Below are 16500 nucleotides of genomic sequence, written 5' to 3'. Positions count from 1 at the left end.
ATGGATGGTTGATTGACAGGTACCCCATCCTGCCCCTTCTGACCCGTTCCCGCCGTGGATGGCACGATTGAGGGCGTGGCAGACAGCAACGAATCACTCGTCGGGATCAAGGTGACCGCCACCCTGCACACCACGCTGGGTGACATCCGAGTCAACCTGTTCCCTGACTACGCACCGAAGACCGTGAGCAGCTTCGTGGGCCTCGCCGAAGGCACCAAGGCGTACTCCCCGCAGAACGCGCAGGGCGGCACGTCCGGCCCGTACTACGACGGGGTGATCTTTCACCGCGTCATCGACGGGTTCATGATCCAGACCGGCGACCCGACCGGCACCGGCCGTGGCGGCCCCGGGTTCACCGTGCCCGACGAGTTCGTGGCGGAACTCCAGTACAACAAGCCGTACCTGCTGGGCATGGCCAACATCAACCAGCCGAACACCAACGGCTCGCAGTTCTTCATCACAGTCGGCCCGACGCCGCACCTGAACTACAAGCACACCGTCTTCGGCGAGGTCGCCGACCAGGAGTCGCGCACCGTCGTGGACGCCATCTCCCGGGTCAAGACCAGCGGCCCCAACGACCGGCCGGCCGAGGACGTTGTGATCAACCGAGTGGTCATCGAGCGAGGCTGAGTGGAAACCTGCGTACGGCACCCGGACCGGCCGACCGGGGTGAGATGCGCCCGGTGTGAACGGCCGGCCTGTCCGGAGTGCCTGCGGGAGGCTCCGGTCGGCTACCAGTGTGTGGACTGCGTCCAGGAGGGCCAGCGGACCCAGCGCCGGCCGGTGACGATCGCCGGTGCCGAGCTCGGCTCCCGTCTGGTGGTCGTCCCGGTCATCGTCGTCATCAACATCGCGGTGTTCGCGTTCAACGCGTACCAGGCGCAGAGCATCAGCCACAACGAGCTGTCGCAGTCGTTCGTGGACTGGGTGCTGGCGCCCGTCCTGGTGCAGAACGGCGAGTGGTGGCGGCTGGTCACGTCCGGGTTCCTGCACATCGGGTTCACGCACCTGGCGCTGAACATGGTGTCGCTGTGGATCATCGGCCGGGAACTGGAACTGGTGTTCGGCAGGCTCCGGTTCCTGACCCTCTACCTGGTGTCGCTGCTCGGTGGCAGCGCGGCGGTGTACATCCTGAGCGCGTCCGGCGCGGCGGGCGCGTCCGGCGCGATCTACGGCCTGATGGGCGCGCTGCTGGTGACCGTGATCCGGTTGAAGCTCCCGCTCGGCCAGGTGATCGCGGTGATCGTGCTGAACCTCGCGTTGAGCTTCTCCGGCCTGCTGGCGATCTCGTGGGAGGCGCACATCGGCGGCCTGGTCACGGGTGCCGCGGTCGGCGTCGGGTTCCTGTACCCGCCGGCCCGGATCCGCAACCAGGTGCAGACCGCCACCGTGATCGGGGTGCTGGTCGTGCTCGTCGGCCTGATGGCCGGGCTCGGCAGCCTCCAGGTCGTCGACCTCTAGGTGCGTAGCTCACGCAGTGCCTCGGCGACGTCCTCGGGAGCGACCCCGAGATCTATCCAGCCGAGGACGAGCAGGGTGTCGTCGAAGTCGAGTTCGAGGGTGCTCACCTGCCGGCCCAGCCGTCGGGTGCGCACCACTCGGACGTTCACCTCGGCCCACGTCCACTGCTGGCGCCTGGTGAGCCCGCGGACCGTCAGTCCGTTACTGTCCGCAGCGAGCCGGGGCCGCGCGATGGTGCCGTGCAGCGTCAGCAGGAGCAGGACCAGGGCGGCGACACCTAGCAGGACCTGACCCGCCCGGTCGCTCGTGACCACGGCGAACACGACCGCGCCGACCGCCGCCAGCCATCCGATGGAGACCAGCAGGGCCGGCGGCGACCAGCTGAGAACAGCCTTTGGTGACGTCACGTAACGGTCTGTCCTACTTATCCACAGAAGTTGTCCACACTGGGGATGAGTTACATCCTTGTGGTTCAGTGACGCTGGGCTGAACGGGTGCAGTCCAGCATCCCTCTACCGGGTGAACAACGATCTAGCGCCACCGCATGGTCATCAACAACCCGCCGATCATCAGGGCGAACCCGATGGCGAAGTTCCAGTTCCCCAGGTCGGCCATGAACGGGATCTGTTGGCCGGCGATGTAGTTGACCACGAGCCACGCGAGCCCGATCACCATGACGGCGAGCATCACCGTCACGTACACCGGGTGCGAAGGGCCGCCGCCACGCACCTTCACCGGGGTACGGCGATCGGTCGGCGGCGTGTAGACGCTCTTCTTGCGAACCTTGGACTTGGGCATCGTGTCCTCGCCTGGCGTTATGCGTGCGTGTACGGACGAGCAGGAGACGTGCGCAACTGCCGCCGTAGGAACACGTTAACGTAGTCGACAAGGTCTGCGATCCACCAGGGGAGTGCGTGTGGGAAGTCATGAAGGTGACCACAACTCCGGACGCATGTACGGCGAGCTTTCAGATCGGCCGCCGCAGCGCCCCGACCGGGCCCGCACGGTCGTGCGGAACATCGGAGAACTGCTGATCACGGCCGGTTTGGTCGTGCTGCTGTTCGTCGTCTACGAGGTGTACATCACAGACCTGCTGTCCGCCGGCAAGCAGCGCGAGGCCACCGCCGCCCTGGACGACCAGTGGAACAACAAGAAGGGCCAGGACACCGTCGACGGCGGCGAGCGGACCAACAAGTACGACCTGGAGGACGGCAAGGGCTTCGCCAAGCTCTACCTGCCGTCGCTCGGCGCGGACGTGCACTTCACCGTCCTCGAGGGCACCAGCGACAAGACCCTGGAGTCCGGCCCCGGCCACTACAAGGGCACCGCCCTGCCGGGCCAGCCGGGCAACTTCGCGATCGCCGGCCACCGGGTCGGCATGGGCGCCCCCTTCAACGACCTTGACCTGCTGCGGGCCTGTGACGCGATCGTGATCGAGACCCAGACCGACTGGTTCGTCTACCGGATGCTGCCGATGCAGGCGGACGTGGCCAAGTGGGCCACCAAGCAGCAGGGCAACCCGCGGTGCGCGAACGTGAATCCGCTCGGCGGCTCGTACAGCAAGGTGTTCGGCCAGGAGATCGTGTTGCCGACCAACGGCAGCGTGATCTCACCCGTGCCCGGCCAGGCCGGCAGCACGCCACCGGCCGACCAGGCCGCGCTGATGACCCTCACCACGTGCCACCCGAAGTTCTCCGACAGGCAACGGCTGATCGTCCACGCGGTGCTGATCAAGCAGTGGAAGAAGGACCCGACCAAGGCGGACACGCCGCCGGAGCTGAAGGAGCAGAACTGATGTACGGATGGATCTGGCGGCATATCCCCGGGCCGCTGGCCGTCCGGATCGTCATCGCCGTGGTCCTGGTCCTCGGGATCGTCGCGTTGTTGCTGTTCGTGGTGTTCCCCTGGCTGGAGCCCATGCTGTGGTTCAACAACGACACGGTCTAGAAGTGCGCCAGCAACTCGGTGAACGCGGCCAGGTGCAGCACGCCCTTGTCCGCCGGGTCGAGTTCGCCCTGCTCAAGGACCCACGTGTGCTGGTTGGGGATGAACACGGCGTTCATTCCGACAGCCCGTGCGGGCAGGATGTCCGAGTGCGGTGAGTTGCCGATCATCCACGTGACCGCGACGTCCAGGCTGTGCTCGTCGACGAGCGACCGGTAGGCGGCCACGTTCTTCTCGGCGACGATGTGCACGCTCCGGAAGTGGTGGCCCAGGTTGGACGCGTCCAGCTTGCCCCGCTGCTCGGCCGGGTCGCCCTTGGTGAGCAGCAGCAGGTCGTGCCTGCTGCCCAGCTCGGCGAGCGTCTCGGACACCTGGGGGACCAGGTCGACCTCGTGGTTCTCCAGCGCACGCGCGATCTCCGCGATGTCGGTGCGCTCCCGCTCGCCGACGGGTCGCTCGTAGAGCCGCTCGAACATCTGCGCCAGGCTCTGCAGGAGTGCCTTGCTGCCGTAGCCGAGGACGGGGACGTTGGCATGCTCGATGTCGTCGAGGATGTGCCGGAGTTCGGTCTTGTCCAGGGTGGGGTGCTTGAGCCAGTCGAGGTAGTCGTCGATCACGCGCTCGAACCGGACGTTGTTCTCCCACAGGGTGTCGTCCGCGTCGAAGATGAGGACCTTGTTCACGGCCCGAAGAGTAGCGGGAAAGTGGTACGCCCGCACCACTTTTATCGGGTCCACTTCAGTACGAGCCACCGCCCGCAGAGCCCGACCGCGAACACCGCCAACCCGGTCACCACCGAGCCGAGCGGCAGGCTGCCGGCGAGCGCCACGCACCCCACAAGGCCGGCCACCGCTGTCCACTTTCTCTCCATTGTGTACGCGGACAGATTCGCTATCCCGTAGTACACAAGGACACTGAACGACGAGAACCCGATCGCACCGCGCACGTCGAACGCCAGGATGAGTCCACAAACGACTGTCCCGACCGCGATCTCGGACACGTGCACATCGGCCAACCGGGCCGGCAGGTCACGCCGGCGGGCCATCGCCAACGTGGTCCGACTGATCCCCGCGATGAGCGCCAGCAGCGCCCCCAGGCTGCCGGCGGCCGCCCCGATCCGTGCGGCCGGCAGTACCTCCGCGAGCGGCGCCGTCGACCCGGCCAACCGCGCGGGCCCCAGTACGCCCAACGCCGTCGCACCCACCACCACGTAGATCACTACCGTGGCGGCCAGGGCGATCAGGATCGCGCGCGGGATCGTCCGGCTCGGCTCCTTGACCTCCTCGCCCAAGGTGGCGATCCGGGCATAACCGGCGAACGCGAAGAACAGCAGTCCAGCCGCCTGCAGGATTCCCGCTGTGTCCCAGGTGATCGGCTGCCAATGCGCCTTCGGCAGGCCGACCACCACGAACCCGGCGAGCACCGCCAGGACAACGGCCAGCAGCACCTTCGTCACCGCCGCGGTCTTCGTGACACCGAGATAGGTGATCGTCGTCAGCACCACGACCGCCGCCACAGCTGCCGCCTTCTCGTACCCCGGCGCCACATACGAGCCGAAGGTCAGCGCCATCGCCGCGCAACTGGCGATCTTCCCCGCCACGAACCCCCACCCAGCGGTGAAGCCCCACCAGTCACCCAGCCGTTCACGGCCGTAGACGTACGTCCCACCCGACTCCGGATATCTGGCCGCGAGCCTCGCGGACGAGGACGCGTTGCAGTACGCCACGAACGCGGCCAGAACCAAGGCGATCAGCAAACCGGACCCAGCGGCGGCCGCGGCGGGCGCGAACGCCACGAACACGCCCGCCCCCAGCATCGACCCCAACCCGATGGTGGTCGCGTCGACGACACCCAACCGTCTGGCAAGCATGCTCACGCGTGAGATGAGAACACGAATAGCATTGAGGTCATGCGCGTACTGGTGGTCGACAACTACGACAGCTTCGTCTACAACCTGGTCCAGTACCTGGCCCAGTTGGGCGCGGACTGCGTGGTGTGGCGCAACGACGCACCAGAGCTGGACGAGCTGGACGGGTTCGACGGCGTGCTTGTCAGCCCCGGGCCCAGCACCCCGGAGCGCGCCGGCCGCAGCATCGAGGTCGTCAAGCGGTCCGCCGAGCGCGGACTGCCGGTTCTGGGCGTCTGCCTTGGCCACCAGGCCATCGGCGTGGCCTGGGGGGCCACCGTGGACCGGGCGCCGGAACTGCTGCACGGAAAGACCAGCCAGGTGCACCACACCGGCGCCGGCGTCCTGGCCGGGCTGCCCGACCCCTTCACCGCCACCAGGTACCACTCGCTGACGATCCTGCCCGAGACCGTCCCGGCCGAGTTCGAAGTCACCGGCAAGACCGAGACGGGCATCGTGATGGCCATGCGGCACCGCGAACTGCCGCTCGAAGGCGTCCAGTTCCACCCGGAGTCCGTCCTCACCGACGGCGGCCACCGAATGCTGGCGAACTGGCTGGCCACCTGCGGCCACCCGGTGCCCGAGGTGACCGTGGCCGAGCTGGAGAAGGAAATGCGCACCCTTACCCGGGCGGCCGCGATCCGTTAGGCCGTGGGCCTGCCCCCTGGGTCACCGGGGGCAGGTCTGGTTCGGTGGGCTCGAGACGACCGGGCTCGATGTCGTCGACACCGGTGATGAGGCGGACTGGGAGGTCGACTGCTGCCCCTCCGGCGGCGGACCGGCGATCGACGATTGCGCCACCGACGAACTGCTGGTCGAGCTGGACGGGGTGGGGCACTGGTTGGCGGGGTCTTCCGGGTGCCGCCAGCCGTCGATCGTGGCTCGCGCGGAGTCCAGGTCGGCCACTGCCACGCCCTGCTTGACCTCTTCCTGCCGGGCCGGGTCCTTGATGTCCGCCAGCTTCAGCGGTACGCAGGGCTGGCGGCCCGGTGGGCAGGAGCCTTCGACCTCGCGGTGCAGTTCGAAGCCGAGCACTGTGCCGCGGACTCCCTGGAAGATCGCTATCTCCGAGTTGTCCGCGACGGTGATGTAGTAGTTGTTGTAGGCCAGGTAGCGGACGGCCGCTGCGGCGATCGCCAGCACCACCACGGCCACCACGCACGAGATCACGATCAGCCGGCCGCGCTTCTTCTTCGGCTTCTGCGGTGGTTGTTGTTGCTGCTGGGGCTGCTGCTGCATCGGCATGCCCTGCGGTGGCGGTCCCATCGCCATCGGTGGGCGGGGCACCGCGGTGGTCGGCGCGGCCACCGGCTTCATGTGGTTGTCGGTGCTGAACGCCTCGGTCAGGTTCGGGTCCTCGTCGACCACGTCGGCGACGATCACCGTCACGTTGTCCGGGCCGCCGCCCTGCAACGCGAGTTCGATCATCTTGTCCGCGCAGGCCTCCCGGTCCGGGATCTTGATCGCCTCGGCCAGCGCGTCGAACACCACCACGTCGGACAGGCCGTCCGAGCACAGCAGATACCGGTCGCCGACCCGGGTCTCCCGGACCTGCAGGGTCGGCTCGATCACCTCGTGCCCGACCAGGGCCCGCAGCACGAGCGACCGCTGCGGGTGGGTCAGCGCCTCTTCCGGGGTGATCCGGCCTTCGTCCAAAAGGGACTGGACGAAGCTGTCGTCCCTGGTGATCTGGTTGAACACGCCGTCCCGGACCAGGTACGTGCGCGAGTCGCCGATGTTGACCAGGCCGATCCGGCCGCCACCGAACAGGATCGCGGTGAGCGTGGTCCCCATGCCCTCGAGCTCGGGATCCTGGCCGACCAGTTCGGCGATGGTGTCGTTGCCGGTCACCACCGCCTCATGCAGCTTCCCGAGCAGGTCGTCGCCGGGGACCTCCTCGTCCAGCGGCGCCAGCGCGGCGATGACCACCTTGCTGGCCACTTCGCCGGCCGCGTGACCGCCCATCCCGTCCGCGATCGCGAGCAGGTGCGGCCCGGCGTACACCGAGTCCTCGTTGTTGGACCGGTGTAAGCCTCGGTCGCTACGCGCCGCGTACTTGATGGCCAGCGTCATGTCTGCGGCGGACCTTCAAGCGCACCACGTTGCCCAACCACTGCTGTCCGCCTTTCCGGACGCTCATCGTCCAGGTACTGCCAGGCCGAGTTCCCCGGGGGCAACAACATACAAAACCATGGATCACGCGCCGACAGCGACTCAGCCGCCCGGCCCGAACTTGGCGATCTTGACATCCACTGCCTGGTTCTTCCCCACCTGCTGGCCCGCGTCCGGGTTCTGGTCGACGATCTGACCGTCCTCGGCCGGGTTCGTGGTCGGCACGTTCGACGGGCTCAACTGTCCGTCCCAGCCCTTGCTGCGCAGCAGGTCGATCGCGGCCTGCCGCTTCATGCCCACCAGGTTCGGCATCTGGATCGTGTCCTGGTTCGGCGCGCTGGTCTGCGGGCCCTTGGAGACCTTGACCGTGATCGAACTGCCCGGCTTGGCCTTCTTCGGCGTGTAGTCGGTGACGATGCCGACCGGCTGGTCGGACTCGACGTCCGTCCGGTTGACCACCCAGCCCTCGGACTGCAGGTTCTGCTGGGCCGTGTTGAAGTCCTGGCCGATCACGTTCGTCACGTTCACCGGGTCCGGGGCCTTGCCGAGGTTCAACGTCACCGGCGACCCCTTGGGCGCCTGGCTGTTGGCCGCCGGGGTGGTGCTGGAGACCTTGCCGACCAGCTTCGAGTCGGTCACCGGCTCGGAGCCGTCCTGCGGGGCGATGGTGAAGCCCGCGGCCTGCAGCTTGGTGGTGGCCTGGTCCTTGGGCAGACCCTTCACGTCCGGCACCTGCACCAGGCTGGCACCGGCGCCGAAGGTCAGGGTCACCTGCTTGGTCTTGTCCGCCTTGCCCGGCACCGGGTCCTGCTCGATCACCTTGCCGACCTGGTCGGCCGTGCACGGCGCGGGCGCCCCGGCCGGACCCGGCTCACAGTTGATCGGCTTGAAGTCGTACTTGGTGAAGCCGGCGTCGCTCAACTGCTTGCGGGCCTCGGTCTGTGACTTGCCGCGCACGTCCGGCAGCGTCGCGAAATTGGCGTCCGCGCTGTTGTTCTTGTTGCCCAGCAGCGTGGTGACCAGGTAGATGCCCAGCACGATCAGGGCGACGACCAGCAGCGTGACGATCGCGGTGATCCACGTCCGGCGACGCTTACGCCGCCGCTCTTCCTCGGCGTCGTCGTAGTCGTCGTAGTCGTCCGCCATGGCGTCCGGGCGGTGCCGGCCGCGGGGCACGACCTCGGTGGAGCGGGTCTGGCCGCCCATCATCGCGGTGCGGTCGTCGTCGGTCATCACCATCGGCGCGGCCGGGCGCTGGCCGGACAGCACGCGGACGATGTCCATCCGCATCTCCGCGGCCGACTGGTACCGGTTCGCCGCCCCTTTGGCCATCGCTTTCAGCACGATCGCGTCGAGTTGGGGGCTGACCCTCGGGTTGAGCTGGGAGGGCTTACGGGGGTCCTCCCGGACGTGCTGGTACGCCACGGCCACCGGCGAGTCACCGGTGAACGGCGGCTCCCCGGTCAGCAGCTCGAACAGCACGCACCCGGTCGCGTAGACGTCGCTGCGGGCGTCCACGGCCTCACCACGGGCCTGCTCCGGCGAAAGGTACTGCGCGGTACCGATGACCGCGGCGGTCTGCGTGACGGCCGCCTGGCCGTCGTGCACCGCGCGGGCGATACCGAAGTCCATCACCTTGACCGCGCCGGTCTTGGTGATCATCACGTTGGCCGGCTTGACGTCCCGGTGGATGATGCCGTGCCGGTGGGAGAAGTCCAGCGCCGCGCAGACGTCCGCCATGATCTCCATGGCGCGCTGGCCGGGCAGCGGGCCCTCGGTCTTGACGATGTCGCGCAGGGTCCGCCCGTCGACGTACTCCATCACGATGTAGGGCAGCGGGCCGTACTCGGTGCGCGTCTCGCCGGTGTCGTACACGGCGACGATCGCGGGGTGGTTCAGTGCCGCGGCGTTCTGCGCCTCCCGGCGGAACCGTTCCTGGAACTGCGGGTCACGAGCCAGGTCGGCGCGCAGCACCTTGACCGCGACATCACGGCCAAGGCGGACGTCGCGACCCTTGTGAACCTCGGACATGCCGCCATAGCCGAGTGTCTCGCCCAGCTCGTAGCGATTGGAGAGCAGTCGCGGTGTCGTCATCGCTGCGTTGTCCCGCTCCTAGTCAACTTCTCGATCCCATCATGCCCGCTCTTGCTTGATCGTCTGGCCGTTTTCAGCCAGGCGGCTGCCCGCCAGGGGCGCACTCAACAGTCACCGTCGACCCCTGGTCAAGTGTCCCGATCGGCTGCACGCTGGTGACGAGGCAAGTCCGCAGGTCCTGCGGCTGCCCGTTCGGGCGCGACCGCACGTCCGGTCGGAGCCCAGACTTCCGTAACGACTCGACCACGTAGTCGGCGGGGTGGTCGAGCAGATCCCCAGGTCGAACCTGAACCTGGCCCGGTCGTCCTTGTCCGCTGGGTTCACCGTACGTCGATTCGCCGTTCGGAAAGCTGACACCCGTCTTCCCCGGCGTGGCGCCGGCCGGGGTCGGGGTGCCCCGCGTCCCCGATCCGGTCAACCGAGGGATCGCCCAGATCGCCAGCACGACCAGCGCGACCAGGATCAGCACCAGTAACGCCCACAGCCACGCCCGGCCGCTGCGCCTGCGTGGCCGCGGTGGCATCGGGAACGCCCCTGTGCCAGGGCCCATCTGCGGTGGCATCGCGGTCGGGGCGATCCTCGGGTGGGTACCCGTGTGCGCCGCGGCCATGACCAGTCCGGACGGGGTCGGCAGCGGACGGCCGGCGCGTACCGCGGCAACCGCGGCAGCGAACTCCCCGCCGTTGCTGTAGCGGCGACGGGGGTCTTTCACCAGCGTGGCGTCGATGACGGCGCGCGCGCCCGGCGGGACGTCCGGCGGCAGGGGCGGCGGCATGTCGCGGATGTGCATCATCGCGACGGTCACCGCGTTCTCCGACAGGAACGGCCGGTGTCCGGCCAGGCATTCGTAGCCCACCACGGCCAGCGAGTAGACGTCGCTGGCCGGCTCGGCGTCGTGACCAAGCGCTTGTTCAGGGGCGATGTAGTGCGCTGTCCCCATCACCATGCCGGACCTGGTCACCGGCGCCGCGTCGGCCGCCTTGGCGATGCCGAAGTCGGTCAGCTTCACCACACCGGCCGGCGTGATCAGGATGTTGCCCGGCTTGACGTCCCGGTGCACGTACCCGCTCGCGTGCGCGGCCTGCAGCGCGATCCCGGCCTGTTCCAGGATGTCCAGGGCCCGCTCGGCGTTGATCCGGCGCTCCCTGGCCAGGATCCCGGCCAGCGGCTCGCCCTCCACCAGCTCCATCACCAGGTACGCGGTGTCCTGCGGGCCGTCCGGGATCGCCGCCGTCTCGCCGTAGTCGTGCACGGACGCGATGCCTGGGTGGTTCAGCGACGACATGGTCCGGGCCTCAGTCCGGAACCGGTGCAGGAACTCCGCGTCGCCGCACAGTTCCGGCTTGAGCACCTTCACGGCGACCGCGCGGTCCAGCCGTGTGTCGGCGGCCTCCCACACCTCGCCCATGCCGCCAACGGCGATGCGCCTCGCCAACCGGTAGCGGTTGGCGAGCAGCTGCCCCGACGTCAGCATGCTCACCTACCTCCGAGTCCTGGCAACGCGTTGATCGCGGCTCGACCGACACCGGCGGCGACCGAACTGCCCGTCGCGGCCAGCCCGCGGTCGCCGCCGTTCTCTACTACGACGGCCACGGCTATCTGTGGGTTGTCCGCCGGGGCGAAAGCGACGTACCAAGCATGCGGGGGCGTGTTCTTCGGGTCGCTGCCGTGCTCGGCGGTCCCTGTCTTCGACGCGATCACCAGGCCCTGCACCTTGCCGTCGCCCTTGGTGTGGTCCTCGGACAGCTTCATCATGTCGCGCAGCGCCTGTGCGTTGCTCCCGGTCATCGCCCGGCTCAGCTCGTTCGACCGGAAGTCCGAGATGACCTGCAGATCCGGCGCGAGCACCTTCTCCACCAGCTGCGGCTGCATCACGACACCGTTGTTCGCGATCGCCGCGGCGATCATCGCGTCCTGCAACGGGGTGAGCAGCACGTCCCGCTGGCCGATGCCGCTCTGGAACAGCGACGCCCGGTCCGGCAGCTTGCCGACGGTGGACGTGACCACGCCGAACGGGATCTGCAGGTCGGTCTGGCCGATGCCGAACTTCGCCGCCTGGTCCTCCAGCTTCTGCTTGCCCACCTGGTCGGCCAGGGTGGCGAACGCGGTGTTGCACGAGAACTGCAACGCGGTCGCCATCGTCACCTGGCTCGCGCCGGCGTCCGGACCGCAGTGGCTGTGCGCGAAGTTCTCCAGGTCGGTGCTGGTGCCCGGCAGCGTGATCGACGCGTCCGCCGTCAGCATGTAGTTCGGGTCCTTGCCGTCGGCCAACGCCGCCGCCGCGACCACCAGCTTGAACGTCGAACCCGGCGGGTAGTACTCCTGGATCGCCCGGTCCAGCACCGGCTTGGCCGGGTTGTTCTCGTCCCTGATCTTGTTCCACGCCTGCTCCTGCACGTCCTTGTCGTGCGAGGCGAGCGGGTTCGGGTCGTACGACGGCGTCGAGACCAGCGCGAGGATCTCGCCCGTCTGCGGCTTGAGGGCGACCACCGCGCCGGTGTAGCCCTTCGCCGTCATCGCGTCGTACGCGGCCTGCTGGACCTGCGGGATGATCGTGGTCTGGATGTTGCCGCCGCGCGGGTCCCGGCCGGTGATCAGGTCCGACAACCGGCGGACGAACAACCGGTCGTCCGAGCCGTTGAGGATCTCGTCCTCGGCCCGCTCCAGGCCACGGGAGCCGTACCGGGTCGAGTAGAAGCCGGTGACGGGCGCGAACGCCGGGCCCATCGGGTACTGGCGCTGGAACTTCAGCCGGTCGTTGGTCGGCGTGACCTTGGCCAGCAGTTCCCGGCCGTCGCCGTTGGCGATGATCTGGCCACGCTGCCGCGAGTACTCGTCGTACAGCACGCGCTGGTTCCGCGAGTCCGCACGGTAGCTGTCCGCGTCGAACAGCTGGATGTAGGTGATGTTGCCCAGCAGCAACACAAGCATCGCCAACATGGCGAGGCCGACCCGCCGGAGAGGAGTGTTCATGTCGGCCGCTCCACCATCACCGTGTTGGCCTCCGCGATCGGCGCCTGCTGAACCGGCCGCGGCCGCGACCCGGTCTGTGGCCGTCGTGCCGCGTCCGAGATCCGCAGCAGGAGGGCCACGAGGATGTAGTTCGCGAGCAGTGACGAACCGCCGTAGGACAGGAAGGGCGCGGTCAGGCCCGTCATCGGGATCAACGCCGTCACCCCGCCGACCACGACGAACACCTGCATGATGATCGCGAACGACAGGCCCCCGCCGAGAAGCTTCCCAAAACTGTCCCGGACCGCAACCGCGCTGCGCAGGCCGCGCATGGCCAGGATCAGGTAGACCATCAGCAGCGCGGCCAGCCCGATGAAGCCGATCTCCTCGCCGATCGCCGCGGTGATGAAGTCCGTGTTCGCCGCGGGCACCATGTCCGGCCGGCCGGCACCGAGACCGGTGCCACCCACCCCGCCGGTGCCCAGGCCGAACAGGCCCTGCGCGATCTGGAAGCTGCCGCCCTTCCGGTCGTAGACCACCTGGTCCATCGGCGTGAGCCAGTTCGCCACGCGCTGCTGGACGTGCGTGAAGATCGTGTACGCGATGTAGGCGCCGCCGAGGAACAGCACGAGGCCGATCACGACCCACGCGACGCGCTCGGTGGCCACGTACAGCATGGCCAGCACGATGCCGAAGATCAGCAGCGACGTGCCCAGGTCCTTCTCGAAGACCAGGACGCCGATGGCGACCCCCCACGCCAGCAGGATCGGCCCGAGGTCACGCGCCCTGGGCAGCTCCAACCCGAGGAACCGCCGGCCGGCGACCATGAACAAGTCGCGTTTGGACACCAGGAACGACGCGAAGAACACCATCAGCAGGATCTTCGCGAACTCACCCGGCTGGATGGAGAAGATCCCCAACTTCAGCCACACCTTGGCGCCGCCGGCCTCGGACAGGCTGGCCGGCAGCATCGCCGGCAGGGCCAGCGCCAACAGGCCGACCAGCCCGACCGTGTAGCCGTACTTGGTCAGTGTGCGGTGGTTGCGCACCAGGCTCAGCACGACCAGGAACAGCACCAGCGAGATCACGGTCCACAGCAGCTGTTTCGGCGTCGCGGGCGCGAACGCCTTCTGCGACTTCGCCGCGTTCTCGGCCGCCGCCAGGTCGATCCGGTAGATCATCACCAGACCGAACCCGTGCAGCAGTGCCACGCACGGCAGGATCAGCGGGTCCGCGTACGGCGCCCACCGGCGGATCGCCATGTGCGCGGTGCCGAACATCCCCAGGAACGCCAGCCCGTACCAGATGATCTGGACGCTGAGCTGCTGCTCCTGGTTGACCGTCACCAGCGTGAGCGCGCTGACCACGAGAACCGCGGCGAAGCCGAGCATGCCCAGCTCGGTGTTGCGCCTGGTCGGAGCGGTGTTCGGGGGCGAGCCCGACCCGGTCGCCCCCGCCGGGCCCGCCCCGGCGGGGGCCGGTTGCGCCATCAGCCACCGCCACCTTCGCTGTGCTCGGGACGGCAGTTCACGCCGGGGATCGGGGCCGGTTTGCCCTGCAGGCTGCCAGCAACCGCGGACGGGTCGGCCGAGGTGGACTGCGGAGTCGACGGCGGCGGCGGTGTCGCCGAGGTCGAACTCTCCTGTTGCTTGGCCACGTCTGTACACGGGTCCATCACGTTCTCGGTTCGCAGCCGGTTGATGAACTCCCGCGCCTCACGCAGGCTCGAATACGTGTTCCGGCCGGTCAGCACGGTGTCCCGGCCGACCGGGTCGAGCTGGTCGACGTAGCGCTTGTTGCACTTGCCCAGCGCGGGGTCGCACGACCCCTCCACCTCGTGGTTCAGCCGGATGCCCAGCACACTGCCCGACACGCCCTGGAAGATCGCGATCTCGCCCTTGTACTTGTCGGTGCCCTCACCGACGAAGTAGTTCTGCAGCACGAAGTACCTGATCGCGAACAGCCCGCCGACCAGCAGCACGAGCACGACCGCCAGGATCGCGAACAGGCGAAAGCGCTTGCGGCGCTTGGCCTTCGGGTCCTCCGGCTTGACCGGGTCGACCTTCTGCGGCGCCGCCGGCTTCGGCGCGGTCATCGCCGCGGCCCGGGAGGCCGACGAGTCCGGCGGCGGCGGGTCGGCACTGCCGTCCCCGGCGGCGCCCCCCACGATCGGGTCGTCGTCGCCGTAGTCCACGTCCACCACGTCGGCGATGATCACGGTGACGTTGTCCGGACCACCGCCCTTCAGCGCCAGCTCGATCATCCGGTCCGCGCAGGCCTGCGGGTCCTCGATCGTGATCGCCTCGGCCAGCGTCTCGTAGCTGACCACCGACGACAGGCCGTCCGAGCACAGCAGGTACCGGTCGCCCACCCTGGCCTCGCGGATGGTCAGGCTCGGATCCACGTCGTGACCGGTCAACGCGCGCAACAACAAACTGCGCTGCGGATGGCTGGTCGCCTCCTCCGCGGTGATCCGCCCCTCGTCGATCAACGACTGGACGAACGTGTCGTCGTGGGTGATCTGCGAGAACTGCTCGCCCCGGCGCATGTACGCCCGCGAGTCGCCGATGTGCACCAGGCCGATCCGGCTGCCCGCGAACAACATCGCGGTCAACGTCGTGCCCATGCCGTCCAGGTCCGGGTCGGTGGCCACCAGCTCGGAGATGGCGTTGTTCCCGGTGATGGTCGCCGTGCGGAGCTGGGTGAGGAGGTCCTCACCTGGCGTGTCGTCGTCCAACGGCGCCAACGCGCCGACAACCACCTTGCTCGCCACCTCGCCGGCGGCATGCCCTCCGAGACCGTCGGCCAGCGCGAGCAGGCGCGGGCCTGCGTACACGGAGTCCTGGTTGTTCGAACGCACCAGACCCCGGTCGCTGCGGGCCGCGTAACGGAGGACAAGGGTCATGAGCGCAGCTCGATCACCGTCTTGCCGATCCGGATGGGAACCCCGAGCGGCACCCGCAGCGGCGCCGTCACCTTCGCCCGGTCCAGATAAGTTCCGTTGGTCGACCCGAGATCCTCCACGTACCAGTCCGTTCCGCGCAGCGAGATGCGCGCGTGCCTGGTGGAGGCGTAGTCGTCGTCCAACACGAGGGTGGAGTCGTCGGCCCGACCGATCATGATCGGCCGCCCGTCCAACGAGATCCGGGTGCCGGCCAGCGCGCCATGCGTCACCACGAGCTGGCGGGGCGCCTTGCCGTGGCCACCCTTCTGCCGGCGAAACCCGGGAATCGCCACCTTGAGGCCGGAGGCCGCGTACAGGTCCGAACGAACAATCCGCAGCGCAGCCAGCACGAACAACCAGAGCAGGGCGAGGAACCCTGCTCTGGTCAGCTGCATCACCAGCTCTGGCACCTGAAGTGACCGCTCCCTAAAAAACGCAGCCGACACCGCTCGAACACGCGAACTGTATTCGAGTCCCGTGAGCGATCGAACGTCAGCCCTGGGTGCGGAACACCAGTGACGAGTGACCGATGCGGATGACGTCGCCATCCGCGAGCTGCCACGTCTGCACCGGAGTGCCGTTCACCGTGGTCCCGTTCGTCGAACCGAGATCAGCAAGTGTGGCACTCTGGCCGTCCCACGTGATCTCCAGGTGTCGACGGGACACCCCGGTGTCCGGCAGCCGGAAGTCGGCGTCCTGGCCCCGGCCGACCACGTTCCCACCCTGCTTCAGGGAGTACGTGCGGTTCGAACCGTCGTCCAGTTGAAGGCTCGCGGCGAGCTGGCGCGGACCGGTCTGCACGGCAGGCGGCGCATAGCCCTGCTGGCCGTACGGGTCCGGCTGCTGGCCGCCGTAGCCGCCCTGCTGGCCGTAACCCTGGTCGTAGCCGCCGGGCTGCTGGCCGTAGCCACCTTGCTGGCCGTAACCCTGGTCGTAGCCGCCGGGCTGTTGACCGTAGCCACCTTGCTGGCCATAGCCCTGGTCGTAGCCGGGCTGCTGGCCGCCGTAGCCGCCCTGCTGGCCGTAACCCTGGTCGTAGCCGCCGGGCTGCTGGCCGTAGCCACCTTGCTGGCCGTAACCCTGGTCG

The 16500-nt window shown here is 68.3% G+C and carries 17 protein-coding genes; 5 read left to right on the top strand and 12 right to left on the bottom strand.

All coding sequences use genetic code 11. The features are described 5' to 3' along the window. The first annotated feature begins 75 nt into the window (after window positions 1–75). Entirely contained in the window at window positions 76–630 is a 555-nt protein-coding gene (locus EV192_RS02070) for a peptidylprolyl isomerase (protein WP_243726579.1), read from the top strand. Then, window positions 631–1461, top strand: a complete 831-nt coding sequence (locus EV192_RS02065; protein WP_132110521.1) for a rhomboid family intramembrane serine protease — start codon at window positions 631–633, stop codon at window positions 1459–1461. Here the strand turns inward: EV192_RS02065 and EV192_RS02060 are convergent. Both EV192_RS02060 and crgA read right to left on the bottom strand, forming a co-directional pair. Then, window positions 1458–1868 carry a PH domain-containing protein gene (locus EV192_RS02060; protein WP_132110519.1) on the bottom strand — a complete coding sequence of 137 codons (411 nt, stop codon included), beginning with the start codon at window positions 1866–1868 and terminating at the stop codon, window positions 1458–1460. The genes EV192_RS02065 and EV192_RS02060 overlap by 4 nt on opposite strands. A 124-nt stretch (window positions 1869–1992) precedes the next feature. Beyond that, the gene (gene crgA, locus EV192_RS02055; protein ID WP_132110517.1) at window positions 1993–2259 is read right to left on the bottom strand and encodes a cell division protein CrgA; all 267 of its coding nucleotides are present in this window, start codon (window positions 2257–2259) and stop codon (window positions 1993–1995) included. Window positions 2260–2377: 118 nt separating this feature from the next. On the opposite strand from crgA, the gene EV192_RS02050 reads away from it, so the two are divergent. Further along, complete coding sequence (locus EV192_RS02050) at window positions 2378–3256, top strand: class E sortase (RefSeq protein ID WP_243726578.1); 879 nt, start codon at window positions 2378–2380, stop codon at window positions 3254–3256. Further along, a complete protein-coding gene (locus tag EV192_RS53575; RefSeq protein WP_165960167.1) occupies window positions 3256–3408 on the top strand; it encodes a hypothetical protein in 153 nt (50 codons plus the stop codon). Before EV192_RS02050 ends, EV192_RS53575 begins: the two co-directional genes overlap by 1 nt. On the opposite strand, the gene EV192_RS02045 is transcribed toward EV192_RS53575, so the two are convergent. Continuing rightward, window positions 3405–4088 carry an HAD family hydrolase gene (locus tag EV192_RS02045; protein ID WP_132110515.1) on the bottom strand — a complete coding sequence of 228 codons (684 nt, stop codon included), beginning with the start codon at window positions 4086–4088 and terminating at the stop codon, window positions 3405–3407. The two genes, EV192_RS53575 and EV192_RS02045, sit on opposite strands and share 4 nt — an antisense overlap. Before the next feature lie 41 nt (window positions 4089–4129). Next, window positions 4130–5275 carry an APC family permease gene (locus tag EV192_RS02040; RefSeq protein ID WP_132112860.1) on the bottom strand — a complete coding sequence of 382 codons (1146 nt, stop codon included), beginning with the start codon at window positions 5273–5275 and terminating at the stop codon, window positions 4130–4132. Window positions 5276–5314: 39 nt separating this feature from the next. On the opposite strand from EV192_RS02040, the gene EV192_RS02035 reads away from it, so the two are divergent. Further along, window positions 5315–5959, top strand: a complete 645-nt coding sequence (locus EV192_RS02035) for an aminodeoxychorismate/anthranilate synthase component II (RefSeq protein ID WP_132110513.1) — start codon at window positions 5315–5317, stop codon at window positions 5957–5959. A gap of 21 nt (window positions 5960–5980) precedes the next feature. Here the strand turns inward: EV192_RS02035 and EV192_RS02030 are convergent, their stop codons facing one another. From EV192_RS02030 to EV192_RS55460, 8 genes are all read right to left on the bottom strand, one after another. Beyond that, window positions 5981–7384, bottom strand: coding sequence for a PP2C family protein-serine/threonine phosphatase (locus tag EV192_RS02030; RefSeq protein WP_132110511.1), 1404 nt, complete (start codon window positions 7382–7384; stop codon window positions 5981–5983). A 141-nt stretch (window positions 7385–7525) separates the two neighbouring features. Next, window positions 7526–9517 (bottom strand): Stk1 family PASTA domain-containing Ser/Thr kinase, encoded by a 1992-nt coding sequence (gene pknB / locus EV192_RS02025; protein ID WP_132110509.1) that lies wholly within the window; start codon window positions 9515–9517, stop codon window positions 7526–7528. A gap of 73 nt (window positions 9518–9590) precedes the next feature. Further along, window positions 9591–10991 (bottom strand): serine/threonine-protein kinase, encoded by a 1401-nt coding sequence (locus EV192_RS02020; RefSeq protein ID WP_132110507.1) that lies wholly within the window; start codon window positions 10989–10991, stop codon window positions 9591–9593. A gap of 2 nt (window positions 10992–10993) precedes the next feature. Beyond that, on the bottom strand, window positions 10994–12490 hold the full coding sequence (locus EV192_RS02015) for a penicillin-binding transpeptidase domain-containing protein (RefSeq protein ID WP_132110505.1): 1497 nt from the start codon (window positions 12488–12490) through the stop codon (window positions 10994–10996). Continuing rightward, entirely contained in the window at window positions 12487–13959 is a 1473-nt protein-coding gene (locus EV192_RS02010) for an FtsW/RodA/SpoVE family cell cycle protein (RefSeq protein ID WP_132110503.1), read from the bottom strand. Before EV192_RS02010 ends, EV192_RS02015 begins: the two co-directional genes overlap by 4 nt. Then, window positions 13959–15374 (bottom strand): PP2C family protein-serine/threonine phosphatase, encoded by a 1416-nt coding sequence (locus EV192_RS02005; RefSeq protein ID WP_132110501.1) that lies wholly within the window; start codon window positions 15372–15374, stop codon window positions 13959–13961. Before EV192_RS02005 ends, EV192_RS02010 begins: the two co-directional genes overlap by 1 nt. Next, window positions 15371–15823: an FHA domain-containing protein FhaB/FipA gene (locus tag EV192_RS02000; RefSeq protein WP_132110499.1), complete on the bottom strand. Its 453-nt coding sequence runs from the start codon at window positions 15821–15823 to the stop codon at window positions 15371–15373. Before EV192_RS02000 ends, EV192_RS02005 begins: the two co-directional genes overlap by 4 nt. 82 nt (window positions 15824–15905) lie before the next feature. Then, the coding region (locus EV192_RS55460) for an FHA domain-containing protein (RefSeq protein WP_132112856.1) at window positions 15906–16500 on the bottom strand (595 nt) is incomplete at its 5' end.

The sequence above is a fragment of the Actinocrispum wychmicini genome, from assembly GCF_004345645.1.
Lineage (GTDB): Bacteria > Actinomycetota > Actinomycetes > Mycobacteriales > Pseudonocardiaceae > Kibdelosporangium > Kibdelosporangium wychmicini.
The sequence above is the reverse complement of the archived record's forward strand: the minus strand, read 5'-3'. Positions and strand labels throughout refer to the sequence as shown.

Bases quoted from the DNA above. Each gene is read 5' to 3' on its own strand.
- EV192_RS02010 (WP_132110503.1), bottom strand. From the start codon at position 13,959: ATGGCGCAACCGGCCCCCGCCGGGGCGGGCCCGGCGGGGGCGACCGGG.
- EV192_RS02040 (WP_132112860.1), bottom strand. From the start codon at position 5,275: ATGCTTGCCAGACGGTTGGGTGTCGTCGACGCGACCACCATCGGGTTG.
- crgA (WP_132110517.1), bottom strand. From the start codon at position 2,259: ATGCCCAAGTCCAAGGTTCGCAAGAAGAGCGTCTACACGCCGCCGACC.
- EV192_RS02035 (WP_132110513.1), top strand. From the start codon at position 5,315: ATGCGCGTACTGGTGGTCGACAACTACGACAGCTTCGTCTACAACCTG.
- EV192_RS02030 (WP_132110511.1), bottom strand. From the start codon at position 7,384: ATGACGCTGGCCATCAAGTACGCGGCGCGTAGCGACCGAGGCTTACAC.
- EV192_RS02005 (WP_132110501.1), bottom strand. From the start codon at position 15,374: ATGACCCTTGTCCTCCGTTACGCGGCCCGCAGCGACCGGGGTCTGGTG.
- pknB (WP_132110509.1), bottom strand. From the start codon at position 9,517: ATGACGACACCGCGACTGCTCTCCAATCGCTACGAGCTGGGCGAGACA.
- EV192_RS02015 (WP_132110505.1), bottom strand. From the start codon at position 12,490: ATGAACACTCCTCTCCGGCGGGTCGGCCTCGCCATGTTGGCGATGCTT.
- EV192_RS53575 (WP_165960167.1), top strand. From the start codon at position 3,256: ATGTACGGATGGATCTGGCGGCATATCCCCGGGCCGCTGGCCGTCCGG.
- EV192_RS02020 (WP_132110507.1), bottom strand. From the start codon at position 10,991: ATGCTGACGTCGGGGCAGCTGCTCGCCAACCGCTACCGGTTGGCGAGG.